Here is a 25669-nt window from a genome sequence, read left to right on the forward strand (position 1 = left end):
GCAACGAGCACCGGCGCCAGAATCCTGACCGGGTTATGCGAACACACGTTGATGTTAGCGCTAGCCTTGACGGGGTTTTTCATCACAGTGGTGCGCGGAAGTGCCACTGTGGCTGGGCGGTGACTGCACCGCCCGCCAGTTCTGCCTGACGACGCCGGTTAGCGATCACACAGAGGATGGCGGCAAGCGATGTAAGGGCAGGCGTTAGGGATGACGCCCGCAGATGTGACACTTCAAAAAAATACAAAACACAGGTGTGAATAAATGCGTACAACCAAGAAGACCTCGCTGACCACTCTTTTGAAAGGCGCTGCCGCTGCCCTGCTGGCTGGTTCCCTGTCCCTGAGTTCTGCCTTTGCCGCGGATTTCCCCGATAAGGATCTGCAGGGTGTGATCATGTGGGGGGCCGGTGGCGCCACCGACAACGTCGCCCGCGCCCTGACGCCTCATGTGGAAAAATACCTCGGCAAGAAAATCGTCCTGACCAACAAATCAGGCGGTGCCGGTGCGATCTCCACCAACTATGTCTTCAGCCGCCCTGCCAATGGCTACACCGTCCTGTACGGTGCCGAGAACCCACAGATTCATGGCGTGCTGGGCCTGTCCAAACTGGACTACAGCAGCTTTATTCCGGTCAACATCATTGCCAGTGGCACCACGGTGATCGTTACCCGTGCCGACAAGGAATGGAAGACCGTTAAGGACATCGTCGATGACGTCAAGGCGCATCCCGATACCATCAAGATGGGCACCGCCGGCCCCGGCTCACTGCCCTTCGTCGTCAGCTCAATGCTGAAAACCACCACGGAGATGCCCGTGCTGACCGTGCCCTTCGACGGTGAAGGCCCCGGTATGACGGCGCTGGAAGGTGGCCATATCGACTTTATGGCCGTCGGCCTGACCGCTGCCCGTGAACAGCTGAAAGCCGGTCGCCTGAAAGCGCTGGCCGTGGTGTCTGACACCGCCGTGCCCGGCATGGAAAACGTGCCGCTGATCACTGAAGACTTCCCGGCGTTCAAGAAATTCCTGCCCTGGGGACCGTTCTACGGCATCTTCGTCAAGCAGGGTACACCTGAAGAAGCGGTCAAAGCACTGACCGATGCCTTTGCCAAAGCCGTTGCTGAGCCTCAGTTCCAGGACTTCATCAAGGACTTCGGTGCGACGCCGCTGAACATCCATGGTGATGAAGCCGTCCAGTACCTGAAGCACAACCAGTCCGTCAGCGCCTGGCTGCTGCAGGATGCCGGTGCGGCCAAGATATCTCCTGAAGAACTGGGCATTCCACGCCCCTGAGATTGAGTAGTAACTCACCTCCCTGATGTCTGACATCAGGGAGGGTCGGGAGATTGATGATGAAAGCAACCACTCATGTGCGTGCCGGTGAGGTGATCTTCACCCTGCTGTTGCTGGCGGTTTCCGCCTTTCTGCTGTTTGAGGCCTATGGCATCGCTGCGCTCTCTTCCTGGAGTTCGCCCGGTGCCATGCCGCTGTTTTCCACCGGCATCATGGTCGTGACCGGTATTTACCTGGTGTTCAATGGCGCCCAGCGCGGGGAAGGCCGTGAGGCATCGGTATCACTGGCCCACCATCTGGGAGCCGCTGTGGCGCATCTGTTCCGTCCGGTGGTGCTCAGTTACTGCGTACTGCTGGTGCTGTATCTGCTGGCCTTGTCCTATATCGGCTTCTTCTACAGCTCTGCGGTGTTCCTGTTTGTCTCCTTCATGGTGCTGTGGCAACAGGGCGTGGTGAAAGCGGCCGGTATCACGGTCATCAGCCTTGGCGCGGTGTACGTGATTTTTCAGTATCTGTTCAGCGTTGTGCTGCCATAAGGGGAAGGTGAGTGATGAGTACTGATCTGTCCTACTTCCTGATGCCCTGGCTGGATCCGTCGCTGATGATGCTGACGGCGCTGGGCACCTTTGCCGGTATCTATATCGGCGCCATTCCCGGCCTGTCGGTGACCATGGCTGTTTCCATCCTGATTTCCTTCACCTTCTCCTGGGAGGTCAACGACGCGCTGGCGCTGATGGTCGGGGTCTACATGGGCGGCGTCTATGGTGGCTCGCGCACGGCCATTCTGCTCAATATTCCCGGCGCGCCATCGGCCATTGCCACCAGCTTTGATGGCTTCCCGCTGGCCAAGCTGGGGGAGGCGGGCAAGGCCATCGGCGTGACCACCGTGGTGTCCTTTATCGGCGGTATGGTCGGTATCGTGGTACTGGCGCTGGCAGCCCCGATGGTGGCGGATTTCGCCCTGATGTTCGCCCCCCGTGATTACCTGCTGCTGGCGGTGATGGGGCTGCTGCTGGTGGGCAGCATGTCGGGTGAATCACTGGCCAAGGGGCTGTTCTCCGGCGCGCTGGGGATCACCATCGGCATGGTGGGAATGGACCCGCTGACAGCCGAAGGCCGCTTCACCTTTGACAGTGTGACCCTGCTTGGCGGCATTCCTTATGTGGTGGTGATGATCGGCATGTTCGGTATCTCCGAAGCCATCAGCCAGCTGCATCATCTGAAAGATGTGGTGATTCGTCAGGACGTGTCGAAGATCCTGCCGTCGTGGAGCACGGTGGTGAAGTACATTCCACTGTCCATCCGTACCTCTTTTATCGGTGTGATCATCGGGGCCCTGCCGGGGACCGGCGGTGACATTGCCGCGCTGTTTGCCTATGACCACGCCAAGCGTTCGGTGAAGAAGCCTTCCCGGCCGTTCGGACAGGGGGCCTATGAAGGGCTGGTAGCGCCGGAAGCGGCCAACAATGCCGCCGTCGGTGGTGCTTATATTCCGATGCTGACCCTTGGTATTCCGGGCGATGCGGTGACGGCCGTGATGATCGGCGCGCTCTATATCCACGGCCTCAAACCCGGCCCGATGTTGATGATCGAAACGCCCCATCTGTTCTGGTTCAGTGTCGGCAACCTGACGCTGGCCAATATCTTCATGCTGATCTTCGGTCTGATGGGCATCCGCCTGTTCGCCAAGATCGTGGAGATTCCCAAGGGCGTGCTGATTCCCCTGATCGTGCTGTTGTCGGTGGTGGGGGCCTATGCCATCAACAACAACGTGGTCGACATCTACTGGATGCTGGGCTTCGGTATCTTCGGTTATCTGCTGAAGATGTACGGTTTCCAGATCGGCCCGGTGATTCTCGGCGTGATTCTGGGGCCGCTGATGGATGTGTCTTACCGGCGCGCCATGATGTCGGTGAACAACACCCCTGACGCCTTCTTCATGGACCTGCTGACCAACCCGATTTCCCTGGTGCTGACCCTGGCCATCCTGTTCATGCTGATCGGCCAGACACCATTGTGGACTAAGCTGAAAGCGGGTTTAGCTAAGGCCAAGGCGGCGTAACAGGCCGGGGCGCGAGGAGTCTGGATATGAGAAAGGCCATTGCCACCGTCACCCTCTCCGGTGACCTGTATGAAAAGTTCGAAGCCTGTGCGGCAGCAGGCTATCAGGGCGTGGAAATCTTTGAAAACGACCTGATGCTGTTTGACCGAACGCCGGAAGAGGTGCGGGAACTGGCCCGTTCCTTTTCCCTCGATATCCTCTCCTTGCAGCCCCTGCGTGATTTCGAGGCGCTGCCCGAGGAGACCATGAAGAAGAACCTGCTGCGCGCGGCGCGCAAGTTCGAGCTGATGCAGCGCCTGGGGGCGCAGCATCTGCTGGTCTGCAGTAATACCTCGGCGCAGGCGCAGGACAATAACGAACAGGCGGCCGCTGATCTGGCCCGTCTGGCGGAAATGGGCAAGGCCCACGGTATTGCGGTGGGCTACAGCGCGCTGGCCTGGGGTCGGCACGTCAACCGTTATGAACAGGCCTGGGAGATCGTCCGCATGGCGGATCACTCCCATCTGGGTCTGGTAGTGAATTCCTTCCATCTGTTTGCCGCAGGCAGTGATCTGGCCCTGTTGCAGCAGTTACCGCTCAACAAGCTGAGCTATGTGCAGCTGGCCGATGCGCCCCGCCTGCAAATGGAAACCCTGCAGCTGAGCCGGCATTTCCGCTGCTTTCCCGGTCAGGGCGACATGCCGGTGCTTGAGCTGATGGCCTGTCTGCAGCAGCGTGGCTACCGCGGTTATATTTCCCATGAAATCTTCAACGATGACTTCCGCGCGGCACCGCCCAAACCCAAGGCAGTGGACGGCATGCGCTCCATGCTGTGGATGGATGAGCAGCTGGCCCGTCAGTCCGAACAGGCCAGTGTGCTGGCCGAGCAGGAGGAAGTGGGTGTGCTGCCACCGCAGGCGTCGGTGGATGATCTGGAGTTTATCGAGTTTGCCATTGACGGTGAGGAAGCCGCCGAACTGACGGCGCTGCTGACAGGGCTGGGCTTCGAGGAAAGCCACCGGCATCGCTCCAAAGACGTCAGCCTGTGGCGGCAGGGGCAGATCAATCTGGTGCTGAACCACGAAATGGAAAGCATGGCGCACTCGCATTTCCTGCTGCACGGGGTGTCCGTTTGTGCGCTAGGCTTCTCCACCCGCGATCTGGGCGCCATGCTCAGGCGTGCCGAATACTTCCTGTGCCCGCGCATGGGCAACAAGATCGGCCCCGGTGAGCTGAACATCCCGGCGGTGCGTGGGGTCGGCGACAGCGTGGTGTACTTTGTCGAGCACAGTGAGCGGCTGAAGTTCTACGACGTCGACTTCTTCCCGCTGAAACAGGCCAGCACCGCAGCACTCGGCCTGACGCGCATCGACCATATCGCCCAGACCGTCAATCCGGGGGATTTTCTCTCGGCGTCCTTCTTCTACAAGAGCGTGTTCGGGTTCGAGGTGGAGTCCAATCAGGACCTGTTTGACCTCTACGGCACGGTGGTCAGCCGCACCATTACCAATGCCGACAAGCGGGTGCGTATCCCGCTCAACATGTCAGCCAACCAGCAGTCGTCGTCCCAGCGCTTCCTGCGGCAGGCCAAGGGCTCGGGTATTCAGCAAATTGCTTTTGCCTGCGATGACATTTTCCACGCCGCCGAAGCCGTCGACCGCCGTTATGTGCTGCCGATTCCGGCCAACTATTACACCGAACTGGCGATCAAGTACGACCTCGACGAGGCGCTGGTCAGCCGTATGCAGGCGCTCAATATTCTCTATGACCGCAATGATGACGGTGAGTTTTTCCACCTCTATACCCGCGAGGTACACGGGGTGTTCTTCGAGATCCTGCAGCGGGCAGGGGGGTATGACCGCTACGGCGAAGTGAACTCCCATGTGCGCATGGGCTGCCAGTCGCGTGAGTACCGCGACAAGCAGCGCCGACTGGAAAGCCTGCTGGCCCTGTATTGATACGGGGCTCAGTACATAACAAAACAGCCTTGGCCGGTGTATCTGCCAGAGCACGTGACCTTTTTGACAGGGTGTCAGACCGGTCGCGCGCCACATCGATACAGCGGCAACTGTAAAAGCGCAGCCGGAAAACACCCCGGATCTGTGCCATAACACCCCGCACGAGCCTATCAGGTACAGCTGGCCGGGCGGGGTGTAACGGGAGAATGAACAGGGACGTAAACCAACTAAAAACTACAACACAGGTGTATATATGAATCACAAGCTCCTGACCAAGGCAGCCCTCGCGGCCGCCCTGTCCCTGACCACCGCTTATGCCAGTGCCACCACCACCCTGCGCTTCTCGCACTTCTGGCCGGCCACCTCGGCCATTCACAAGGAGGTCTTCCAGGCCTGGGCCGATGATGTGGAAAAAGCCTCCAATGGCGAACTCAAGGTGCAGCTGTTCCCCTCCCAGACTCTGACCAAAGCGGATGCAGCCTATCAGGGCGCCGTCAACGGTATCTCTGATATCGCTGCCACTGCGCAAGGCTACACCGCCGGTCGTTTCCCGCTGACTCAGGTGGTAGAGCTGCCCGGCGTGTCACTCAGCGCCACTCAGGGTGGCTGCATCACCCAGTCGCTGTATGACAAGGGCATGCTGGCGGACGAGTACAAAGACTCCCATGTACTGTTCATGTTCTCCACCGGCCCCGGCTACATTCATACCACCGACAAGGAAGTGAAGGTGCCGGATGACCTCAAGGGTCTGCGTATCCGTCGCCCCAGCGCCGTGGTCGGCAAGATTCTCACTGAGCTGGGTGCACAGCCCATCGGTATGCCCGCACCGGAAATCTACTCTTCCATGCAGCGTGGTCTGCTCGATGGCGTCAGCCTGCCGTGGGAAGGCATGAAAACCTTCCGTCTCAATGAGCTGTCCAATCAGCACACCCAGGTGCCTTTCTACTCGCTGGTGTTCGTCGCCACCATGAACAAGAAGACCTATGACCGTCTGCCCGACAATCTGAAAAAGGTGATCGATGAGCATTCGGGTCTGGCCTGGTCGAAGAAAGCCGGTGAAGTCTTCGATGCCGAAGACAAGGCCGGTCGCGCCGAAGCCAAGGGCAATATCGTCGAGATCAACGATCCGCTGAACGATCCCAGCTGGGGTGGTCCGCTGAACGCGGCCATCAAGGACTATCTGGGTGATCTGAAAGCGAAGAACGGTCAGGCGGTGTATGACGAGGCGCTGGCACTGCGCAGCCAGTGCGCGATGTAACGACCTGAATACGTTCTGACTCTGTCAGACGGACAGGCAGGGCCGCCGGGCCCTGCCCGCAGGTGATGCACTCTACCGGGGCAGTTGTTGCGGGCGTCAGCCCGAAGCCCGGGTAGTCAAGCGGGAGAAGAGGTTATGTTCAAGTTGTTGCAGCTGTCGAAAGGGATGTCGTGGCTGTGTCTGGGTTTTGCCGGAATTGCCCTGGTTGGATTGATGGGGGTTACCGTCGTCGATGTGATTACCCGCTGGCTGTACAAGCTCACCTCGGGGGGTTTTGGTTTCACCATTGTCGGCAGTGTCGAGATGGTGAAGTACCTGCTGTATTTTGCCCTGCTGTCTGCCATGGCTGCTTCGGTGGAGCGCGGGCAGGTGGTTGTTGAGCTGTTCACTCAGGCGCTGCCGGCACGGGTCAAGGCGCTGATGGGCAGCTGCTATCTGATCGGTTTTACCGTCCTCGGTGCGGCGCTGGCCTACGGCTCCTGGGAGGAAGGCTTCAATTCGCTGGAATACGGCGAAGTAACGCAGGATCTGGCCCTGCCCATTGGTCCGGTGTATTTCGTCGCTGCCATCATGTTTGCGGTGATGGCCATTCGTACTCTGATTCACACCCTGGCCGGACTGGCAGGGGTCGAGACCGGGCAGGAGGAACAGCATGAGCTCTGAGATGATCGGCGGTATGAGCATGGGTATCCTGCTGCTTCTGCTGGTGTTGCGTGTGCCCATTGCCCTCAGCATGCTGCTGGTGGGCTTTTTCGGTTTTGCGGCGGTGACCAGCATGGATGCAGCGATTTCCATGCTCAAGTCGGTGCCGCAGGAAGTGCTGGCCAACTATGACTACAGCGCGATTCCCATGTTTATCTTCATGGGCGTGCTGGCTTCTCACTCCGGTATGGCCAAGCAGCTGTTCAATGCGGCGCGCAGCATGTTCGGTGGCTGGCGCGGCGGTATGGCGCTGGCAGCGGTGAGTGCCTGCGGTGTGTTTTCCGCGATTTCCGGCTCTTCGCTGGCCACCGCCAGTACCATGAGCCGGGTTGCGCTGCCGGAGATGGAGCGCAGCGGTTATGCTCCCGGTCTGGCGGCTGGCACGCTGGCCGCCGGTGGCACTCTGGGGATCATGATCCCACCCAGTATCGCCCTGCTGCTGTATGCCATCATCACCGAGCAGTCGGTGGGTGACATGTTCATGGCCGGTATCCTGCCCGGTCTGGCGGGTCTGCTGTTCTACATCATCACCGTTGCGGTGGTGGTCAAGTTCTGGCCGCATCTGGCGGGTGAAGCGGCGTCCACCACCTGGGCGGAGAAGTTCAGGGCCGTGCTCGGCATGGTGCCCTTTGCGCTGGTGTTCCTGATGATCATCGGCGGCATCTACGGCGGTATCTTCACGCCGACCGAGGCTGCCGCGGTCGGCGCCTTTATCACGCTGCTGTATGCCATCAGCCAGCATATCGGCTGGCAGGGCTTCATGCAGGCGGTGAAGGAAACCCTGATCCTTTCCAGCGTGATCTTCTTCATGCTGTTGGGTGCCACGGTATTCGGCTACCTGATCTCGGCATCGCGGATTTCCTTCTCCATCGTCGACTATGTGGTCAGTCTGAACATGACCACTTTCGGCGTGATGGCCTGCATCCTGCTGATGTACTTCGTGCTGGGCTGCTTTATGGACTCCATCGCCATGCTGCTGCTGACCGTGCCGGTGGTGTTCCCCATCGTCGTCGGCATGGGCATTGATCCGGTGTGGTTCGGGGTGGTGACGGTACTGACGGTCGAGCTGGGGCTGATCACGCCGCCGGTGGGGATGAACGTCTTCGTCATTCAGGCCATGGCGCCGCACATTGCTATCAACAAGATATTCCGTGGGGTTACGCCGTTCATCATCTCGGACTTTGTGCGTCTTGGGGTGTTGCTGGCGTTTCCGATCATGGCTACGGCCTTTCTGTAACTGACAGGCACTGGCTCACGGGTGGTGAGCCTGTGCCATAAACCTGTTCGTTCCGTCCGTAGCGGGCGGGGGCGAATACCCGGAGTCTTTGTTCAGGTAACACCAACCGCAGTACTCACCGTCCGTCAAGCAACCGCAGTAACAACAACAATCAGAGGTGCTTATGTCATTGAATTCTCGTTCCGTCGTTGCATCACGTCCTGCCCGCGCCTGGAAACGCGCCGCTCTCGGACTAGCACTGGCCTGTGCCGCTGGCTCCGCCAGTGCCACCACCACCCTGCGCTTTGCCCATATCTGGCCAACCACTGCCGCTATTCACAAAGAGGTGTTTCAGGCCTGGGCGGACACCGTGGAGAAAGAGTCCAACGGTGAACTCAAGGTGCAGATCTTCCCGGCCCAGACCCTGACCAAATCCGACACCGCCTATCAGGGAGTGGTCAACGGTATCGCCGATATCACCGCCATTGTGCAGGGCTATACCGCTGGTCGCTTCCCGCTGTCACAGGTAGTGGAACTGCCGGGGGTATCGATGAGTGCCAAGCAGGGCAGCTGTATCACCCAGTCACTGTATGACGAAGGCAAGATCGCCAGTGAATACGCCGACAGCCATGTGCTGTACCTGTTTGCTTCCGGTCCGGGTTATATCCATACCAACGACAAGGTAGTGAAAACCCCGGAAGATCTGCAGGGCCTGCGTATCCGTCGTCCTACCGCGGTGGTGGGCAAGCTGCTGAGCGAGATGGGCGCACAGCCTGTCGGTCTGCCTGCACCGGAGATTTATTCTTCCATGCAGCGTGGCCTGCTGGATGGGGTGGCGATCAACTGGGAAGGGCTGAAAACCTTCCGTGTGTCCGAGCTGTCTAACGAGCACACCGAAGTGCCGTTCTACTCGCTGGTGTTTGTCACCACTATGAACAAGAAAACCTATGATCGCCTGCCGGACAACCTGAAGAAGGTGATCGATGACAACTCCGGCATGAAGTGGGCGATGAAGGCCGGAACGGTGTTTGCCGCGCAGGATGCCGAAGGCCGTGCCGAAGCCAAGGGCTCGATTCTTGAAGTGAAGGATCCGCTGGCCAGTGGCCCCTGGGCTGCGCCGCTGAAAAAGGCGACCGAAGGTTATCTGGATGAACTCAATGCCAGTGGCAAGAACGCCACCGAAGTCTATGACGAAGCCAAACGCCTGCAGGGTGAATGTGCTATCTGATAGCTGGACTGTTAGATCACCAAAACGGCTCCCTTGATGAGCCGTTTTGCTTTTTGCTGGCCGCGTTAATGAATGTGGTGATGTTGTCCGTCGTCACTGGCAGCCCTTCCTCGGATACTTCTATACTGCATTGCACAAACCGAATTGAACCAGGCCAGCAGCCTGTCGCACTTGACCCGCGTTGAGTGCCGGGGTGGCTGGCGGCTGGGCGCCGTGTGCTACTGCGCCCGCATGACACAGGAGTGGCAGGATGGCATTGGCAGTGGATTTGAAAGGTAAGGTCGGGTTGGTGCTGGGCATTGCCAACGAGCAGAGTATCGCCTTTGGCTGTGCGCAGGCATTGCGGCAGGCCGGTGCCGCGCTGTGCGTCACCTATCTGAATGACAAGGCCCGGCCCCATGTTGAACCGCTGGCGCAGCGGCTGCAGGCTGAGCTGCTGCTGCCCTGCGATGTGCGTCAGCCGGGGCAGCTGGAAGCGGTGTTTGCCGCCATGGCCGAACACTGGGGCAAGCTCGATTTTGTGGTGCATTCCATTGCCTGGTCGCCGCTGGATGAACTCCATGGGCGCCTGCTGGATTCCACTGCCGAGGGCTTTGCCCAGGCTATGGATGTGTCCTGCCATTCCTTTGTCCGCGCCGCCCGACTGGCCGAGCCGCTGATGCAACAGGCAGGTGGCGGCACCTTACTGACCATGAGTTATTACGGCGCTGACAAGGTGGTGGCGCACTACAACCTGATGGGGCCGGTCAAAGCCGCGCTGGAAAGTGCCAGCCGCTATCTGGCTGCAGAGCTGGGCAGCAGCGGCATTCGTGTGCATGCTCTGTCGCCTGGGCCGATGCCGACCCGCGCAGCTTCAGGCATTGAGCAGTTTGACCAGCTGCTCGACAAGGGGCGTCATCATTCGCCGCTGCAACGTCTGGGTACGCCTGAGGATGTCGGTCATCTGGCCGCATTTCTGGTCAGTGATCTGGGTGCCCACCTCACCGGCAGCACGCTGTTTGTCGATGCCGGGCTGAATATCATGTCCTGAAATCGTGCGCCTATGGCTGGCGTCTGGCTGCCAGCTGGCGTAAGTAGTCCAGTCGCTCCTGCTGGCCGAGGGTGGCGATCTGCCCCGGGGCGCTGGTCTGGCTGAATGTCTCCGGCTTCAGTGCACCACGGTCGAGGCTCTGCTCGGCCGCAGTGAGGCAATGTTCTGCCAGCTGGTGCTTGCCCCATGCCAGCAGATTGCCGATCACACTGAGGCGCGTCGGCATATCAGCAGGCAGCAGCAGGGTGTTGATAACGTGCTCTTGGGTGGCTTTGTCAGCCTCGGTAAACACCTGCTCCGGTATGGCCAGCAGACTGTCAACCTGCTGTGGCAGACCGGGCAACCGGTTGCTGGCATCCAGTAACCGCTTCAGTCCTGCCTGCTGCCGGGCCGGATCCTCGCTGCTCATGTCGGCCCGGCACAGGAAGGTATGCAGCGCCATGATGTTGGTCCGGCCGAGGTTGGAAACCCCCGGTAACCCGGACTGAATCAGCGGGGGGAGCAATTCATCCAGTAACTGACGGTCAGGGCCACGTTGCCAGTCTTCCGGCACGCCCATTTTACGGGTGAAGTTACCCAGAAAATTGACCACCGAAGTGATCTTGTTCAGGGTGAAGCCGCTGCGCTGGTTTGTTTCCTGCTGCTGACGCTGTGCCAGCACGCCTGTCTGTGCAGAAGGGCTGGCGGGGAGTTCCTGACGGCCGATATGGTTCAGCTTCTGTGCCAGGGTAGACGGACGGTTGCTGGCCATGGGGTGTTGCCGCAAGCCCTCGTTGACCAGCGCGTCAATCAACTGCCGTGCCTGCGGCCAGCCCCACTGGCAATGGGGCTGCTGCATCATTTTGCTTGCCAGATAGAAGGCTTCCGTCAGCTCCGCATGGCTTTCCTGACCGATAAAGAGGCGATCAGCATTCTGATCGTTCAGGGGGGCGGACGAGATAGTGGTGTCGGCGTAGCCGAAACCGGCGCGCGGATTGACGTAGTTGTGATTGATATAGGCCGCCATGCCGATATCCACTTTGACCTCACCAGATTGATCTGTCAGATGCAGGGTGTGTTTGGTCTGGTCATCACGCAGTAAGACGGCATAGGGCATGGCCGGATCATGGGCATCGAAGCGGGCGTGACCGGCCAGACCGTGGAAACAGGTGCGGGCAACGAAGTCCAGATTCTGTTTGGCGTGATCAAGCAAATCAAACTCGTGCTCATGCTGTTTAAGCAGATGGGTCAGCAGCTGCGCTTCATTGCCTGCCATCCAGTTCACATCCCGTTCTGCCAGTTGCAGGCTTTGTCTGGCCCGCTGCGCGGCCTGATCATTGACCGAGACCAGCGCCACGGTGCCACCCATGGCTTTGCCGCAGCCGAGGTTGGCGTACTTTTGCAGGCTCTTGCACAGGATCAGCCGCAGCTTGCCCTGTTGCAGGGGCTTGGCCAGCTGATGGAGCAGGCTGTCGACTTCACCGCGTTGCTCCAGTGTGGTGTCCAGCATCACCACCATCGGTTTGCTGAAGCGCGAGGCCGCGGCCAGTTTGCTGTTGATGGCGCCGACCAGGGTGTCCACCGTAATGTCAGGGCGATGACCCTTCTGGCTGGGGATGCTGTCATGCAGGGTGGCGCTGAACGCCCCACCACTCATTCCGGGCAGGTGCAGCCCGGCTCTCAGACTGTGTTTGGCACGACTCAGCAGCGATGCCTGCTGCGGGTAATCGCGGACGGTATTGGTCTCGTAGTAGCTGGGGATCTTCTCCCCCGACGGTTTCAGCAGGTCGTCCACCTTGCTGCTGCCTGCCAGCTTGCGGCACAGATTGAGGCCGGTCGACAGCGCTGCCATCCCTGAGCTGAACAGCCGTACTTCGCTGTCCTGACGCAGTGCGGGTGGCAGCAGGTGATGCCCTCCGGTCGAGGCCGCGGCCTGATGAAAGTCGTGCAGGGTATAGGGGCGGCTGGCGCTCAGGCAAACCTGCATTTCCTCCATCAGGATGTTGTAGGCATTGATGAACTGCGCACTGTTACGGCTGAGCGCGGGCATGCTGTCAGCCACCGCGTGCAGCGCCTGCAGCCCACTGGCTAACAGCGGATTGTGCCGGTGCCGCTGGTCCAGCCCTTTTTCTTCCAGTGTGGTCACCAGCGAGTCGATCAGGGCGGCAGCCGTCCCGGCCAGTGCTGACATGGCATGGTCAGCCGGGATGGCGCGCAGGGCGGTGCTGACCGAATCGGCCTGCTGTGGTTTGAGTCGCTGCAGCAGCTGGAGGTTGTCGACGGTGCGGTCGCTGGCGACGGGGCCACTGTTCACGCCGCTGGTCGCATAGAGAGAAGGTGCGCCGCCAAAATGCTCGCAGTAGCGCTTGCCATACTCAACGGCCAGACCGTTCTCCAGATTCAGGGCAAACAGCCCTGGCTGTAATGGCTTGAGGTGCTGGTTCAGATAATCGGCCGTGGTGGTGAACTGCTCAGGCGTCTTACCATCGTGGCACAGCTGTTTGACGATCTGCTTGGCTGCATGGCGGCTATTCACAAAGATGATGTTGTTATCGTTCTGACCTCCGCTGGCGTGATACAGCGCCAGACAGCGGTCGAGCTGAGCGGTGGAGGGTTTGGTCCTGACGTAGTCGGTATCCAGCGGGTGGCGCAGGGCTATTTTGCTGCCCTGGCGGATGTCGGCGGTACGAGGGGGCATACCTTCCTGGGCGAAGTGCAGGCCATACTGACTGGCGATCTGTTCACCGCCTTTGATACTGGCCAGCTGCTGTCGGCGCAGTGCGGCAAAATCGCTGCCGTGGCTCGATTGCTGCTGGGTACGCTGATACAGCCAGGATTGCGCCAGCAGGTGCTGCAACTCCTGCTGTACGCCGCTGTGGCTGCTGCGCTGCAGCGATGCCAGCCGGTCGGTCAGCCGAGCCTGCTGAGCGGCGGCGCCTGCACCGGAGGCCGGTAGCGACTGCGAGCGCTGTAAGGTGGATGGCTGGCCCGCCGCGGCCAGCAGCGATGTCTGCGGCAGTCCGGCATGAGTGACCCGTGTCATGGCGCCTCCTGAGACTTCAAGCATTCTATGTGAGTCGCTTTCCAGCGGGATTGGTTGCAGAACACACCGACAGTGATGTCATTCCATGCAGCAGACTGAAGCAGCTGTTGACTGGCAAGGGGACGGTGACGTCATCACTATGGACAAATTTAGACAGCAGTATGGATGCCGTTATGGATCACCCTGACCTCGCCACCGCCTCTTCCGGCTTGCCTGACATTGTTGCCGGTCCGCTGTTGCGGCGTGCCGAAGCGAACCGGCTGGTGTTCTGGCTGGTAAGCACTTGCCCACTGCACTGGCAGCTGAAACTCAGCGTCGGTGACGGTGCGGAGCAGGCCGGGCAGCGTCCGGCCGGAACCTCTCAGGCCCTGCAGGTGGGGCTGCGCTGCTGGATTCACCTGCTCGATTTCCAGCTGGAGCAGCCACTGCCTGATGATCAGCCGGTCAGCTATGACCTGCAGTATCAGCACGCTGATCAGCCTGAGGCGGACTGGCTGGGGATACGCCAGTGGGCGCCCGAGCTGTGTTATGACAATGAAGCGCTGCCACGCATTCTGGTGCGTCAGCAGCTGACCCAGCTGTTGCATGGCTCTTGCCGTAAGCCGCATTTCCCCGCTGGCGATGGTCTGGTGCGGGCCGATCAGTGGCTGGCCGAACATCGCCAGCAGAATGATCACTGGCCCAGCCTGATGATGCTCTCCGGTGATCAGATTTATGCCGATGATGTAGCTGGCCCGATGCTGGTTGCCATTCATCAGGTGATGGCACTGCTGGGGCTGTGGCCGGAGCAGTTGCAGGGGGCCAGGGTCAGCAACACCGCTGAGCTGCTGGGCAGCGAGCATTGTTACTACGACCGTCAGCACCTGCTGCCGGACACGGCGCTGGCAGAAGAGGTCAGACGGCGTTTCTTTCGCGGCGTGCGCAAACCGATCTTTACCTCCGACTCGGCACACAACCATCTGATCACCTTTGCTGAAGTGGTAGCCATGTACTGTCTGGTCTGGTCACCGCTGCTGTGGCGTCAGCTGCAGCTGGCGTGCCCGGCGCGGCTGACGGCCGAGGCCCGGCAGTGCTTTGAGCGGGAGCGGGAGCATATTGAGGCCTTTGCTGGTGGGCTTACCGCGGTGAGGCGAGTCCTTGCTCACCTGCCAAGCTATATGATCTTTGATGATCACGATGTCACCGATGACTGGAATCTGAATGCCGAGTGGGAAGAGGCCGCTTATGGCAATGCCTTTTCCCGCCGCATTATTGGCAATGCACTGCTGGGTTATCTGCTGTGTCAGGGCTGGGGTAACCAGCCTGAACGCTTTGCCGCGGTGATGCCGGAACTACAGCAATGGTTGCTGCAGGCGCAGCAGGGTGAGGCTGCGCAGCGCCATGATGAACTGATCACACATCTGCTCGGCAGTCGTTACTGGCACTACGCGCTGGCTACCGAACCGGCACTGGTGGTGCTGGATACCCGCACCCAGCGCTGGCGCTCCGAGCGCAGTCTGGCCCGGCCGTCAGGGCTGATGGACTGGGAGGCGCTGGTGGAGCTGCAACAGACGCTGATGGACCGTCAGGCTGTCGTACTGGTGTCGCCGGCACCGGTATTCGGGGTCAAGCTGATCGAGGCGATACAGCGGTTGTTCACCTGGTTCGGCAAACCGCTGATGGTGGACGCCGAGAACTGGATGGCCCATCCGGGAGCGGCCAACGTGATGCTGAATATCTTCCGTCATCCACGCACCCCGCAGCATTTCGTCATCCTGTCCGGCGACGTGCATTACTCCTTTGTCTACGACATTCATCTGCGTTTTCGCCGGCAGGGGCCGACAATCTGGCAAATCACCAGCAGCGGTCTGAAGAATGAGTTCCCGCACCGTCTGCTCGACAGCTTCGACCGTCTCAATCGCTGGCTGTATGCCCCCTGGTCGCCGTTGAACTGGCTGACCAAACGGCGGCGGATGCGGGTTCACCCCCGTCGGCCACAGCAGGCTTCGCGCGGTGAACGGCTGATCAATGGGGCGGGGATGGGGTATGTGCGGCTGGATCCGGCCGGTGAGCCGCTGGAAGTGGTACAGCTGATGGTGGACGGACGCAAACTGGCCTTTGAAGTACACGAAGGGGAAGAGGAGCACTGGGCCTGATCAGCGTCGTTCTGTGCGGATCCATAAAGAAAAAAGGACCCGCAAAGGTCCTTGAAAGGGGCTGTACCTGCCCGTCCAGACACGACAGGGCCTGTCAGACAGGCACCGGGGCAGGAGCAGCGGTTGGCATCGTAAGGGTAACGTTGCACAACTCGGGAGCGGCCAGCAGCAGGCTGTGCTGCTGGCCTTCAGGCGTTACTCAGTAATCGAAGAACACCGTGGCGTTGTCGCCCTGCATACGGATATCAAAGCGATAACGCACGCCATAGGGGCTGTCGACACGCTTGGCCACCAGCGTATGGCGACGGCCTTCCGGCACCTGATTGAGGATCGGGTCCTGGGCGTTGGCCGCCGCTTCATCCTCGAAATACAGACGGGTGTAGGAGTGAATCAGCAGGCCACGCATAAAGACGATGACGTTGATAAAGGGCGCATGGCCGTCTTCGATACTGCCGGGTTTGATGGTCTCAAACTGGAAGTGGTTACCGGGCAGGGTGCCGGTGCCCATGCGACCGAAACCGTTGAACTCGGGGTCCAGTGCGCGCTCTTCACGCTGATCCGCAGGGTGGGCGAAGCGACCGCTGCTGTTGGCCTGCCAGATTTCAATCATGGCGTCATCAACGGTGTTACCGGCACCGTCAAACACCTGTCCGACGATCTCGATGTAATCCCCCTTGGTCTTGTCGCTGGCCAGCTTGCCGGAGGTAATGGGGGGCAGCGGATAGCCGTACTGACGCGGAGTCAGGCCGTAGGCGAAGTAAGGGCCAACGGTTTGGCTTGGGGTTTCCTTGAGCTTGTTGTCTGCCATGATCAGCCCTCCAGCGGGGTGGCGTTGGGGCCACGCAGGACGATATCGAAGATGTAACCCAGCGCGAAGTTTTCCTCGGTGACATCAATGGAGAAGGTGCTTACCAGACGGCTGCGTGCCGTTTCGGGAATGCCCTTGTAAATCGGGTCGAGGTCGAGCAGGGGGTCGCCGGGGAAATACATCTGGGTGACCAGACGGGTGCGAATGGTCGGCCCGAACAATGAAAAGTGAATATGGTTCGGACGCCAGGCGTTGGGGTGGTTGCCCCAGGGATAGGCACCGGGCTTGATGGTGTAGAACTTGTAACGACCTTCGCTGTCAGTGACGCAACGGCCTGAACCCTGGAAGTTGGGGTCCAGCGGGGCATCGTGCTGATCACGCTTGTGTACATAGCGACCGGCGGCATTGGCCTGCCAGACTTCGATCAGGGTATTGGGGACCGGGTTGCCATGTTCGTCCAGTACACGACCGGTAACGATGATGCGCTCGCCCAGTGGCTCGCCATTGACCTGACCGTTCTTGGTCAGATCGCTGTCCAGCGGACCGACGTGCTCGGCACCGAACACCGGGCCGGTGTCTTCCGCCAGGGTGGTGCTCACTTCTACCAGAGCCTGATCCACGCCGCGCAGACGGGTGGACTTGTAACCTTCATCGATGTAGCCGGGATGGCTGCTCCAGTCGCGCTGGCCGTAGGCGGCCTTGTAATCACGGGCGCTCATAGGAATCTCCTGAATGCTTGTTCTTGTCGTCAGGCAGTAATAACGCTTCGCTGCCTATACAGGATTGTTCGCCAGGCTGGCATAGGCCTCTTTGGCGATCTTGATCGCGGTGTTGGCTGCCGGTACGCCGGCGTAAAGGCCGACCTGCAGTAACACTTCCTTCACTTCCTCCACGGTGGCACCGGTATTCACGGTGGCGCGGATGTGCATCGCCAGTTCATCGTGATGGCCGAGCGCGGCCATCAGGGCGATGGTGATCAGGCTGCGATCACGTTTGCTCAGGCCATCGCGGCTCCAGACGCTGCCCCAAGCGGCTTCAGTGATAAAGCGCTGAAAGTCTTTATCAAAGTCGGTGATATTGGCACTGGCACGGTCGACGTGCTTGTCACCCAATACCGAGCGGCGCACTTGCATGCCGCTTTCATAACGTTCATCAGACAAGGCCGTTCTCCTTGAAGAAGGTGGCAATATGGCCTGCCAGCGCCTCAGGCTGTTCCGCACAGGGAATGTGGGCGGCATCGGGCAGGGTGACAAAACGGGATCCCTTGATCAGCTGCGCCATGGATTCCACCAGAGCGGGCGGTGTGGAACCGTCTTCCTCGCCGACCACGCACAGGGTGGGCAGGGTCAGCTGACTGGTTGACGCGGTCAGATCATTGTCACGCAGCGCCGCGCAGGTGCCGACGTAACCTTCGACCGGTGAGTTGATCAGCATGTTTTTCCACAGCTGCAACTTGTCCTGATGGTTGGCGTGGTAATCCCTGGCGAACCACACCTTCATGATGTTGTCGGCGATGGTGGCCAGACCCTGTTCCCTGACCAGACTGATGCGGGTGTTCCAGCCGTCTTCGGTGCCGATCTTGTGAGCGGTATCACAGAGCACCAGTGCCTTGACCAGATCGGGGCGCTGTGCCGCCACGCCCTGAGCGATCACCCCCCCCACCGACAGTCCGCACAGCAGCACCTGATTCAGTTGCAGGCTGTCGAGCAGCACCACGAGGTCGTCGATATGGCGTTGCATGCGGTAGGGAGCAGGGGTGGCTGTCGACAGGCCGTGGCCGCGTTTGTCATAGCGGAGGAAGCGAATACCGGGGATGGCGGCGCTCAGGTAAGGCAACAGCGGATTCCAGACGCGGAAGTCAGTCCCCAGGGAGTTGGCAAATACCATGATCGGGCCACTGGCATCCTGGCTGGTGGATTCCAGGCTGTAGTGGATGCGGCAACCGTCGATATTCAACACGTTCATCAATCAGATCTCCTGTCAGGATAAAGACAGGCGTAAGCGCGAAGGCTTCGCCGTGGGTGTTTGTCTTTATCCTTATATCAGCGAATGGTTTAAAAATACGCTCCATTTTCTGCATGTAAAATGAGGTTTTGTCCGTTTTATATATCGAAAACGGAATGAATGCGTTTGAGTTGCTGCAATAGTGAGCAGCCATCAGGGGGCAAGACGCAGTGTTGCCGCAGGCGTCAGGCGCAGGACTCAGGTTGCAGGGGGAGTACGACAGGGAAAGAAGGGGGAGGCGATGTGGACAGAGTGCCGGTGGGCCGCAGGAGACGGCTCACCGGCAGTACCGTTCAGCGATCTCTGGCAACGATATTTTTGCTCAGGGTCTTCAGCTCGGCACTGGTGTACAGGTCAAGACACTTTTTGGTTTTGAACTGGCCCTGCACCGGGCCGCTGTAGCTGCGACGCAGGTACTTGTCCACCATGGCGTCGAGCTTCTGCATGGATTCCGCGCTGGCCTTGCTGTGCTCCAGCGCAATGCTGGCGGTGATGGAGGCATCCCGCCCGGCTGCGGTTTCAGTGCCGTAGGCTTTGGCCAGACAGTGGCTCAGTGCCCAGTTGCGCAGTTTATCCTGAGCCGAATACTGGGGGCCGGTATCGGCCCGGGCTGACGAGAGCCACAGGCCAGACAGCGTTAACGCGGACAGTGACAGGCTGAGGGCAAGGCTGACAGATTTTCGTCCCATGGTCTCCACTCGTTGGTTAGCGGCGTGCAATGATCCACACAGCATGCACGATACCGGGGATATAGCCCAGCAGCGTCAGCAGAATGTTGAGCCAGAAGGCTCCGCCAAAGCCTACCTGCAGAAAGACGCCCAGTGGTGGCAGCAAGATAGCGAAGATGATGCGAATCAGATCCATGACAGCAAACTCCTGTTTCAGCACAAAAGGGGGTATCCCTGTGTTTGGCTGCCATGAGGTGCGCAGGCAAGTCGCGGTGACGGGATCGAAACAGGCTGTTCACGCCTGGATACCTTCTGCAACCTGACGGATACAGTCGATCAGCATTTCCAGCGAGGCACTGGCCTGCAGGTCGGTGCGGGTCGTGATACCCACCGGCCCCATGGTGTCACGGGTATCCATATCCAGCTCGATCAGGATGCCTTCTTCAATATCCTTGGCCACCACGCCGTGGGAAATGATCCAGATGGCATCCGAGTGACGCACATAGTCGCGGCCAAACTCGGTGGAAATGGTTTCAATACGATCCGGTAAATGGCCGATGCCATGGGTGATCAGCAGTTTGTCTACGGTGCTGCGGATGATGGAGTCATCCGAGGGCAGCAGCACGGTGAAGTCCTGGATACGGTCCAGACGGGTGATATGGTCCTGCTGCAGCGGATGGCCGGGGCGGGTCACCAGTGCCACCCGCTCGGAATACAGATGACTGAAGCTGAGGCCAGTCATCTGCTCGGGGGCGGCCAGCCGGCCAACCACGACATCCAGCTCACCCAGACGCAGTTGCTCAAGCAGCAGGGCATTGGGGCCGGTCTGGACGCTGACGGTGGCATCAGCCCCGCTGGCTTTGAACTTGCGTACCGTGTCGGGCATGATGCGCGCCGATACCGTGGGCAGAGCGCCGATGCGCAGCAGCAGATCGCCACGGCGTGCCTGCAGGATGCTGTCGACACCCTCACGCAGGGCCGCCACACTGGCACCGGCATGACGCAGGAAGACTTCACCGAAGGCGGTCAGGGTGACGCCTTTCTTGCTGCGTTCAAACAGCTGCACGCCCAGCATGTCTTCCAGCTCTGCCAGCTTTTTGGAGACGGCAGGCTGAGTCAGGGCCAGCACCTGCGCGGCTTTACCGACACTGCCCTGGCGTGCGACTTCGAGGAAGCACTGCAGATGGCGAAACTTGATACGGTTATCCAGGGCTGACATCGACGACTCCGGTCAGGAAGACTGTGGGGGCGAGTGTAGGAGCCACTCTGCAACAGGACAAGTCGCGCGCTGAGTTTGAGGAGAGCGATGATGAATGATCGTGAGATGTTTCTGCCGCTGCTACGTCAGGCCATGGTGGAAGATGCCGCCCATGACCTGGCCCATATCGAACGTGTCGTTGCCAATGCGCGGCGGCTGGCAGACGCGGAAGGGGCTGAGCTGGGGGTGGTATTACCTGCTGCCTGGCTGCATGACTGCGTCAATGTAGCCAAGGATTCACCACTGCGCAGTCAGAGTTCACGCCTGAGTGCTGACAGGGCGGTAGTGCTGTTGCAGCAGATTGCTTACCCCTCCCGCTGGCTGGAGGCGATTCATCACGCTATCTGTGCTCACAGTTTCAGCGCGGCCATCACACCGCGTACGCTGGAAGCGGCAGTGGTGCAGGATGCGGATCGTCTGGATGCTCTGGGCGCCATTGGCATCGCCAGAACTTTCATGGTCGGTGGCCAGTTGCAGCGGACGCTGTACAGTCTGGATGACCCGTTCTGTGTGGAGCGTGAACCTGATGACCATCGCTTTGGTCTGGACCACTTCCATACCAAGCTGCTCAGGCTCGAACAGTCTTTCACGACGGCTGCAGGGCGTGCAGAGGCTGTCCAGCGGACCAGCTTCATGCGTTGCTATCTGGCCCAGTTACGGCAGGAAATTGTGTACCTGGACGCAGCCGATAAGTGTCGTTAGTAAATAACCCTGCAATAAATAAAGAGTGCAAATGCGGGGAAAGAAGCATACTGTAGCGACCGGATTGCACACTTTTCAGTCACTCTTCAGGCTCGTTGCAGTAATGACGGTCTTGTCCTGACTCCTCAGTGGATGTTGTCGGATAAGTGCCCTATACCGGCAGTTATCAGGCTGTCAGCCTTCCTTCCCCTCTGCCTTCGGCAGCTTTAAGCAGGTTATTTGTGCGCTTGGTAACCTGATTGATGATCTCGCGAACAACGCATACCTCCGCTAAGAGTGATATTTAATGAATCTATATGTCGGCAACCTTCCCTACACTGTCACAGAAGCCGATTTACGCGACGCTTTTTCAGCCTTTGGCACCGTAGAGAGCGTATCCCTTGCAACTGACAAATTTTCAGGTGAATCCAAAGGTTTTGGCTTTGTCGAGATGCCCAGTAATTCTGAAGCTGATCAGGCCATCAAGGCCTTAAATGACAAGCCGCTGAAGGGTCGCAACATCAAAGTCAATCAGGCACAGCCCCGCAGTGAACGGCCTCAGCGTCGCCCGCGCTACTGATCTTCAGTATATGCTGTGAAGCAACAACGGGAAGCTTAGCTTCCCGTTGTTGCTTGTGTTAATAGCTGGTTTACCTGAGCGTTCAGTGATTTATGAGTTGCGCAGGCTAACAATCTCCCAGCCGCGCTCGGTGGCTACCTGCTTCAGTACGTCGTCCGGATCGACAGCGACAGGCTGTGAGGCCAGCTCCAGCAAGGGCAGATCATTGTGGGAGTCGCTGTAGAAGTAGCTGCCTTCAAGGCTGAGTTCGGGGTGTTGCCTGAGCCAATCCTGCAAACGCGTCACCTTGCCTTCGCGATAGCTGGGAACACCGGTGGGACGGCCGGTATAACGGTTGTCGATAATCTCGGCTTCACAGGCAATCAGATCGTCCACCCCCAGGTATTCGGCAATGGGGGCAGTGATAAAGCGGTTGGTTGCGGTGATGATCAGCAGATAGTGGCCCTGCTGACGGTGCCATTGCAACAGCTGGTGCGCCTTGGGTTGCAGCAGTGGCAGCACTTTCTGGGCAAAGTAGTCACGATGCAGTGAATCCAGCTCTGCCATGCTGAAGCGGCTCAACGGTGCCAGTGAGTGACTGAGGTGGGCATGGATGTCCAGCGTGCCAGCCATGTAGTCCTGATAGAAAGCACTGACCTGGGCCTTGTAGGCATCGCCGTCCACCAGGCCGGATTCTGCCAGAAAATCACCCCAGACCTGATCGCTGTCGCCGCCAATCAGGGTATGGTCAAGGTCAAAAATGGCCAGTCTCAAGGTCGTTTCTCCCGGTTTTTGCATGCCCCGTCACAAGGCGGGGCTAAGCTGCTGTTTCCAAAAAGTTTTGTATTTGCACCAGCCCTTGGTGAATCTGGGCAGTTGTGGAAGAATAAGGCTAATTCAAAGTTATGACAGGGTGATTCCGTGATCGACGAAGACGGATTCCGGCCCAATGTGGGCATCATCCTGGCGAATGGACAAGGGCAGGTACTCTGGGCAAGGCGCATCGGACAAGATGCGTGGCAGTTTCCTCAAGGTGGCATAAAAGAATGCGAAACCCCTGAGCAGGCGCTATTTCGTGAACTCAAGGAAGAAGTGGGGTTAAACCCGGAACACGTCGAGATTCTTGCCTGTACCCGTGGCTGGTTACGTTACCGTTTGCCCAAGCGCATGGTACGTTACCACAGCCAGCCTGTCTGCATCGGTCAGAAACAGAAATGGTTTTTGTTGCGTCTGCTGGCTGAAGACGAGCGGGTGTGTATTGATGCGGGTCCGTCGCCGGAATTTGACCACTGGCGCTGGGTAAGTTACTGGTATCCGCTGGGCCAGGTTGTATCGTTCAAGCGTGAGGTCTACCGCCGCGCCATGCGGGAGTTGTCCACACGCCATATGCGTCTTTGCTATGGACGCGACATGGGGTAATTGCATACGGGTAAACAGATGGCTCGCAGCACTGCTGGCCGGGCCAACTTTGAGGGAGCGGCATCATGCCTAAACTGGAGACGTTACGCAAGATAGTGCAGGAGGTGGACAGCGCCGAGACGCTGGACGACGCTCTGGTGCTTATTGTGAAACGTATCCGCAGTGCCATGAGCACGCACGTTTGCTCCGTTTACCTGTTTGACAAAGATCTGCAGGCCTTCGTACTGATGGCCACCGAGGGTTTGCATCAGAAGTCCGTCGGACAGGTCAGCATCCCTCTGCATGAAGGTCTGGTGGGTCTGGTTGGTCAGCGGGCAGAGCCCCTTAACCTGGATGACGCCGCCCAGCATCCTCAATTCCGCTATTTCGAAGAAACCGGTGAAGAGCGCTTCAAGTCCTTCCTCGGTGTGCCCATCATTCATCAGCGCCGGGTACTCGGTGTGCTGATCGTCCAGCAGCGTGAGCAGCGCAAGTTCGATGAAGGTGATGAAGCCTTTCTGGTAACCATGTCGGCCCAGCTGGCGGGCATCATTGCTCACGCTGAAGCCACCGTTGGTATCTACTCCTCTACCAATCAGACGGAAACCGTCGGTTCGGAAAGCAAGTACGACGGTATTGCCGCTTCTCCCGGTGTGGCTATCGGTGTGGGTGTGGTGATGGCGCCCCCGGCCGATCTCACCACGGTGCCGCAGAAGACGATCAGTGAAGACAAGATTGCACTGGAAATCGAACGCTTTCAGGCGGCCCTGAAGCAGGTCCGGCGCGATATCCGGGCGGTAGGCCGGACGCTGTCGAAGCGCCTGCGCAAGGACGAGGCTGCGCTTTTTGACGTCTATCTGCGCATGCTGGATGACAATGCCCTGCCCGGCGAAGTTATCAGTCTGATTGAAGACGGCCAGTGGGCGCAGGGTGCGCTCTGCGCCGTGGCGATGGAGCATATTCGCCAGTTTTCCCTGATGGATGACCCCTACCTGCGTGAACGGGCCACGGATATTCGTGACCTTGGCCGCCGGGTATTGTCCTACCTGCAGGAAGAAGCCAGTGCGGAGCCCAAACAGTTTCCGCCGCACACGATTCTGATTGCTGAAGAAGTGACCCCTGCCATGCTGGGGGAAGTGCCACCGGAATCGCTGGTGGGGTTGGTATCCGTATTAGGTTCATCCAACTCCCATGCGGCCATTCTGGCGCGCTCCATGGGGATTCCTACCCTGATGGGGGCCGTCGATCTGCCGATGACCCAGCTGGACGGACAGGATCTGGTGCTGGATGGCTACATGGGACGGGTCTTCGTCAATGCATCCAAGGACCTGCGTCATTACTACGAGCTGATTATCGCTGAGGAGCGGCAATTGGTAGTGGGGCTGGAGGCGATCCGCGATCTGCCAGCGGAGACGCTTGATGGGCGCAGCATTCCCCTGTGGGTGAATACTGCCATGGGCGCAGATGTTAACCGCTCACTGGAGCGGGGTGCTGAAGGTATCGGTCTGTACCGTACCGAAGTGCCCTTCATGATTCGCGAGTCTTTCCCCACCGAAGCCGAACAGGTACAGAGTTACCGGGTGCAGCTGGAGTCCTTTGCGCCGCGCTCCGTGACGATGCGTACGCTGGATATCGGCGGGGATAAGGCGCTGCCGTATTTCCCCATTGAGGAAGATAACCCCTTTCTTGGCTGGCGCGGTATCCGGGTCACGCTGGATCATCCCGAGATTTTCAAGGTGCAGGTACGCGCCATGCTGAAAGCCAGCATCGGCCTCGACAACCTGCGCATCATGCTGCCGATGGTGTCCTATGTCGGTGAAGTCATCGAAGCCAAACGCCTGATCAACGATGCGCTCAACGAGCTGCGTGATGAAGGCCTGCCGATTGCACGCCCCGCCCTCGGCGTGATGATCGAAGTACCTGCGGCGGTGTATCAGGCACGGGATATTGCCCGTCATGTTGACTTCCTGTCGGTGGGCAGCAACGACCTGACGCAGTATCTGCTGGCGGTGGATCGCAACAATCCGCGGGTCGCCGGACTTTATCATTCCTATCATCCGGCGGTGTTGCAGGCGCTGCGCTGCGTGGTTGAGGAAGGGCATAAGGAAGGGGTGCAGGTCAGCATCTGTGGTGAAATGGCAGGCGACCCCGGCGGTGCCGTGCTGCTGATGGCCATGGGCTACGATGTGCTGTCCATGAGCCCGATCCATCTGCCCAAGGTCAAGGCGGCGATCCGTGCGGTCAAGTATGCCGAAGCCTGTGCCATGCTCGATAACGTCATGCAGCTGCTCGATCCCAAAGCGGTGGAAGAGGCTATCTATACCCTGCTGTATGATGCGGGCGTCGGCCGGCTGGGTAACCGTCGTAACCTTGAGGCGGGCTAAACCCCACTCGTGCGACAGACTGATGT

At 59.3% G+C, this 25669-nt stretch carries 23 protein-coding genes; 14 read left to right on the plus strand and 9 right to left on the minus strand.

All coding sequences use genetic code 11. The annotated features are described in order from the left end of the window. Positions 1-264: 264 nt before the first annotated feature. The 9 genes from WH50_RS08730 to fabI all read left to right on the plus strand — a co-directional run bounded on the left by WH50_RS08730 (position 265) and on the right by fabI (position 10726). Positions 265-1293 (plus strand): tripartite tricarboxylate transporter substrate binding protein, encoded by a 1029-nt coding sequence (locus WH50_RS08730; protein ID WP_110186959.1) that lies wholly within the window; start codon positions 265-267, stop codon positions 1291-1293. 56 nt (positions 1294-1349) lie between these two features. After that, a complete protein-coding gene (locus tag WH50_RS08735; RefSeq protein WP_110186960.1) occupies positions 1350-1829 on the plus strand; it encodes a tripartite tricarboxylate transporter TctB family protein in 480 nt (159 codons plus the stop codon). A 14-nt stretch (positions 1830-1843) separates the two neighbouring features. Further along, a complete protein-coding gene (locus tag WH50_RS08740; protein ID WP_110186961.1) occupies positions 1844-3355 on the plus strand; it encodes a tripartite tricarboxylate transporter permease in 1512 nt (503 codons plus the stop codon). A gap of 26 nt (positions 3356-3381) precedes the next feature. Beyond that, on the plus strand, positions 3382-5292 hold the full coding sequence (locus WH50_RS08745; protein WP_110186962.1) for a bifunctional sugar phosphate isomerase/epimerase/4-hydroxyphenylpyruvate dioxygenase family protein: 1911 nt from the start codon (positions 3382-3384) through the stop codon (positions 5290-5292). A gap of 253 nt (positions 5293-5545) precedes the next feature. Next, a complete protein-coding gene (locus WH50_RS08750; protein ID WP_110186963.1) occupies positions 5546-6550 on the plus strand; it encodes a TRAP transporter substrate-binding protein in 1005 nt (334 codons plus the stop codon). A 135-nt stretch (positions 6551-6685) separates the two neighbouring features. Next, positions 6686-7213 carry a TRAP transporter small permease gene (locus WH50_RS08755; RefSeq protein WP_110186964.1) on the plus strand — a complete coding sequence of 176 codons (528 nt, stop codon included), beginning with the start codon at positions 6686-6688 and terminating at the stop codon, positions 7211-7213. Then, positions 7203-8489: a TRAP transporter large permease gene (locus WH50_RS08760; RefSeq protein ID WP_110186965.1), complete on the plus strand. Its 1287-nt coding sequence runs from the start codon at positions 7203-7205 to the stop codon at positions 8487-8489. Before WH50_RS08755 ends, WH50_RS08760 begins: the two co-directional genes overlap by 11 nt. A gap of 163 nt (positions 8490-8652) precedes the next feature. Next, positions 8653-9696, plus strand: coding sequence for a TRAP transporter substrate-binding protein (locus WH50_RS08765; protein WP_110186966.1), 1044 nt, complete (start codon positions 8653-8655; stop codon positions 9694-9696). A 250-nt stretch (positions 9697-9946) separates the two neighbouring features. After that, positions 9947-10726 carry an enoyl-ACP reductase FabI gene (gene fabI / locus WH50_RS08770; protein WP_110186967.1) on the plus strand — a complete coding sequence of 260 codons (780 nt, stop codon included), beginning with the start codon at positions 9947-9949 and terminating at the stop codon, positions 10724-10726. 10 nt (positions 10727-10736) lie between these two features. Here fabI and WH50_RS08775 read toward each other — a convergent pair whose 3' ends face one another. Beyond that, positions 10737-13748, minus strand: a complete 3012-nt coding sequence (locus tag WH50_RS08775; RefSeq protein ID WP_110186968.1) for a hypothetical protein — start codon at positions 13746-13748, stop codon at positions 10737-10739. Positions 13749-13921: 173 nt separating this feature from the next. On the opposite strand from WH50_RS08775, the gene WH50_RS08780 reads away from it, so the two are divergent. Beyond that, a complete protein-coding gene (locus WH50_RS08780) occupies positions 13922-15883 on the plus strand; it encodes an alkaline phosphatase D family protein (protein ID WP_110186987.1) in 1962 nt (653 codons plus the stop codon). Between the two features lie 199 nt (positions 15884-16082). Here WH50_RS08780 and pcaG read toward each other — a convergent pair whose 3' ends face one another. The 7 genes from pcaG to pcaQ form a co-directional block, all read right to left on the minus strand. Further along, the gene (gene pcaG, locus WH50_RS08785) at positions 16083-16691 is read right to left on the minus strand and encodes a protocatechuate 3,4-dioxygenase subunit alpha (protein ID WP_110186969.1); all 609 of its coding nucleotides are present in this window, start codon (positions 16689-16691) and stop codon (positions 16083-16085) included. A 2-nt stretch (positions 16692-16693) separates the two neighbouring features. After that, on the minus strand, positions 16694-17410 hold the full coding sequence (pcaH, locus tag WH50_RS08790; protein WP_110186970.1) for a protocatechuate 3,4-dioxygenase subunit beta: 717 nt from the start codon (positions 17408-17410) through the stop codon (positions 16694-16696). 54 nt (positions 17411-17464) lie between these two features. After that, positions 17465-17851, minus strand: coding sequence for a 4-carboxymuconolactone decarboxylase (gene pcaC, locus WH50_RS08795; RefSeq protein ID WP_243410045.1), 387 nt, complete (start codon positions 17849-17851; stop codon positions 17465-17467). Beyond that, a complete protein-coding gene (gene pcaD, locus WH50_RS08800; protein ID WP_110186972.1) occupies positions 17844-18656 on the minus strand; it encodes a 3-oxoadipate enol-lactonase in 813 nt (270 codons plus the stop codon). The genes pcaC and pcaD overlap by 8 nt, the downstream gene beginning before the upstream one ends. A 332-nt stretch (positions 18657-18988) precedes the next feature. Continuing rightward, a complete protein-coding gene (locus WH50_RS08805) occupies positions 18989-19384 on the minus strand; it encodes a T6SS amidase immunity protein Tai4 family protein (RefSeq protein WP_165838363.1) in 396 nt (131 codons plus the stop codon). A gap of 16 nt (positions 19385-19400) precedes the next feature. After that, positions 19401-19559, minus strand: coding sequence for a YqaE/Pmp3 family membrane protein (locus WH50_RS08810; protein ID WP_104153418.1), 159 nt, complete (start codon positions 19557-19559; stop codon positions 19401-19403). Positions 19560-19658: 99 nt separating this feature from the next. Beyond that, positions 19659-20582, minus strand: coding sequence for a pca operon transcription factor PcaQ (gene pcaQ / locus WH50_RS08815; protein WP_110186974.1), 924 nt, complete (start codon positions 20580-20582; stop codon positions 19659-19661). Between the two features lie 87 nt (positions 20583-20669). Between pcaQ and WH50_RS08820 the strand changes: the two genes are divergently transcribed. Continuing rightward, positions 20670-21323: an HD domain-containing protein gene (locus WH50_RS08820; protein WP_207780235.1), complete on the plus strand. Its 654-nt coding sequence runs from the start codon at positions 20670-20672 to the stop codon at positions 21321-21323. A 286-nt stretch (positions 21324-21609) separates the two neighbouring features. Continuing rightward, positions 21610-21882, plus strand: a complete 273-nt coding sequence (locus tag WH50_RS08825; RefSeq protein ID WP_110186976.1) for an RNA recognition motif domain-containing protein — start codon at positions 21610-21612, stop codon at positions 21880-21882. Between the two features lie 90 nt (positions 21883-21972). Here the strand turns inward: WH50_RS08825 and WH50_RS08830 are convergent, their stop codons facing one another. Then, entirely contained in the window at positions 21973-22635 is a 663-nt protein-coding gene (locus WH50_RS08830; RefSeq protein WP_110186988.1) for a histidinol-phosphatase, read from the minus strand. Positions 22636-22782: 147 nt separating this feature from the next. Here WH50_RS08830 and WH50_RS08835 point away from each other — a divergent pair, with 147 nt between their 5' ends. Further along, positions 22783-23280, plus strand: a complete 498-nt coding sequence (locus WH50_RS08835) for an RNA pyrophosphohydrolase (RefSeq protein ID WP_104153409.1) — start codon at positions 22783-22785, stop codon at positions 23278-23280. Positions 23281-23345: 65 nt separating this feature from the next. After that, the gene (ptsP, locus tag WH50_RS08840) at positions 23346-25643 is read left to right on the plus strand and encodes a phosphoenolpyruvate--protein phosphotransferase (protein ID WP_110186977.1); all 2298 of its coding nucleotides are present in this window, start codon (positions 23346-23348) and stop codon (positions 25641-25643) included. The last annotated feature ends 26 nt before the right edge of the window (positions 25644-25669 follow it).

This window comes from Pokkaliibacter plantistimulans, from assembly GCF_003194385.1.
Taxonomy (GTDB): domain Bacteria; phylum Pseudomonadota; class Gammaproteobacteria; order Pseudomonadales; family Balneatricaceae; genus Pokkaliibacter; species Pokkaliibacter plantistimulans.

Excerpts from the sequence above, each read along its gene's own strand:
- WH50_RS08730 (WP_110186959.1), top strand. The coding sequence starts at position 265 with ATGCGTACAACCAAGAAGACCTCGCTGACCACTCTTTTGAAAGGCGCT.
- WH50_RS08735 (WP_110186960.1), top strand. The coding sequence starts at position 1,350 with ATGATGAAAGCAACCACTCATGTGCGTGCCGGTGAGGTGATCTTCACC.
- WH50_RS08740 (WP_110186961.1), top strand. The coding sequence starts at position 1,844 with ATGAGTACTGATCTGTCCTACTTCCTGATGCCCTGGCTGGATCCGTCG.
- WH50_RS08745 (WP_110186962.1), top strand. The coding sequence starts at position 3,382 with ATGAGAAAGGCCATTGCCACCGTCACCCTCTCCGGTGACCTGTATGAA.
- WH50_RS08750 (WP_110186963.1), top strand. The coding sequence starts at position 5,546 with ATGAATCACAAGCTCCTGACCAAGGCAGCCCTCGCGGCCGCCCTGTCC.
- WH50_RS08755 (WP_110186964.1), top strand. The coding sequence starts at position 6,686 with ATGTTCAAGTTGTTGCAGCTGTCGAAAGGGATGTCGTGGCTGTGTCTG.
- WH50_RS08760 (WP_110186965.1), top strand. The coding sequence starts at position 7,203 with ATGAGCTCTGAGATGATCGGCGGTATGAGCATGGGTATCCTGCTGCTT.
- WH50_RS08765 (WP_110186966.1), top strand. The coding sequence starts at position 8,653 with ATGTCATTGAATTCTCGTTCCGTCGTTGCATCACGTCCTGCCCGCGCC.
- fabI (WP_110186967.1), top strand. The coding sequence starts at position 9,947 with ATGGCATTGGCAGTGGATTTGAAAGGTAAGGTCGGGTTGGTGCTGGGC.
- WH50_RS08775 (WP_110186968.1), bottom strand. The coding sequence starts at position 13,748 with ATGACACGGGTCACTCATGCCGGACTGCCGCAGACATCGCTGCTGGCC.
- WH50_RS08780 (WP_110186987.1), top strand. The coding sequence starts at position 13,922 with ATGGATCACCCTGACCTCGCCACCGCCTCTTCCGGCTTGCCTGACATT.
- pcaG (WP_110186969.1), bottom strand. The coding sequence starts at position 16,691 with ATGGCAGACAACAAGCTCAAGGAAACCCCAAGCCAAACCGTTGGCCCT.
- pcaH (WP_110186970.1), bottom strand. The coding sequence starts at position 17,410 with ATGAGCGCCCGTGATTACAAGGCCGCCTACGGCCAGCGCGACTGGAGC.
- pcaD (WP_110186972.1), bottom strand. The coding sequence starts at position 18,656 with ATGAACGTGTTGAATATCGACGGTTGCCGCATCCACTACAGCCTGGAA.
- WH50_RS08805 (WP_165838363.1), bottom strand. The coding sequence starts at position 19,384 with ATGGGACGAAAATCTGTCAGCCTTGCCCTCAGCCTGTCACTGTCCGCG.
- WH50_RS08810 (WP_104153418.1), bottom strand. The coding sequence starts at position 19,559 with ATGGATCTGATTCGCATCATCTTCGCTATCTTGCTGCCACCACTGGGC.
- pcaQ (WP_110186974.1), bottom strand. The coding sequence starts at position 20,582 with ATGTCAGCCCTGGATAACCGTATCAAGTTTCGCCATCTGCAGTGCTTC.
- WH50_RS08820 (WP_207780235.1), top strand. The coding sequence starts at position 20,670 with ATGATGAATGATCGTGAGATGTTTCTGCCGCTGCTACGTCAGGCCATG.
- WH50_RS08825 (WP_110186976.1), top strand. The coding sequence starts at position 21,610 with ATGAATCTATATGTCGGCAACCTTCCCTACACTGTCACAGAAGCCGAT.
- ptsP (WP_110186977.1), top strand. The coding sequence starts at position 23,346 with ATGCCTAAACTGGAGACGTTACGCAAGATAGTGCAGGAGGTGGACAGC.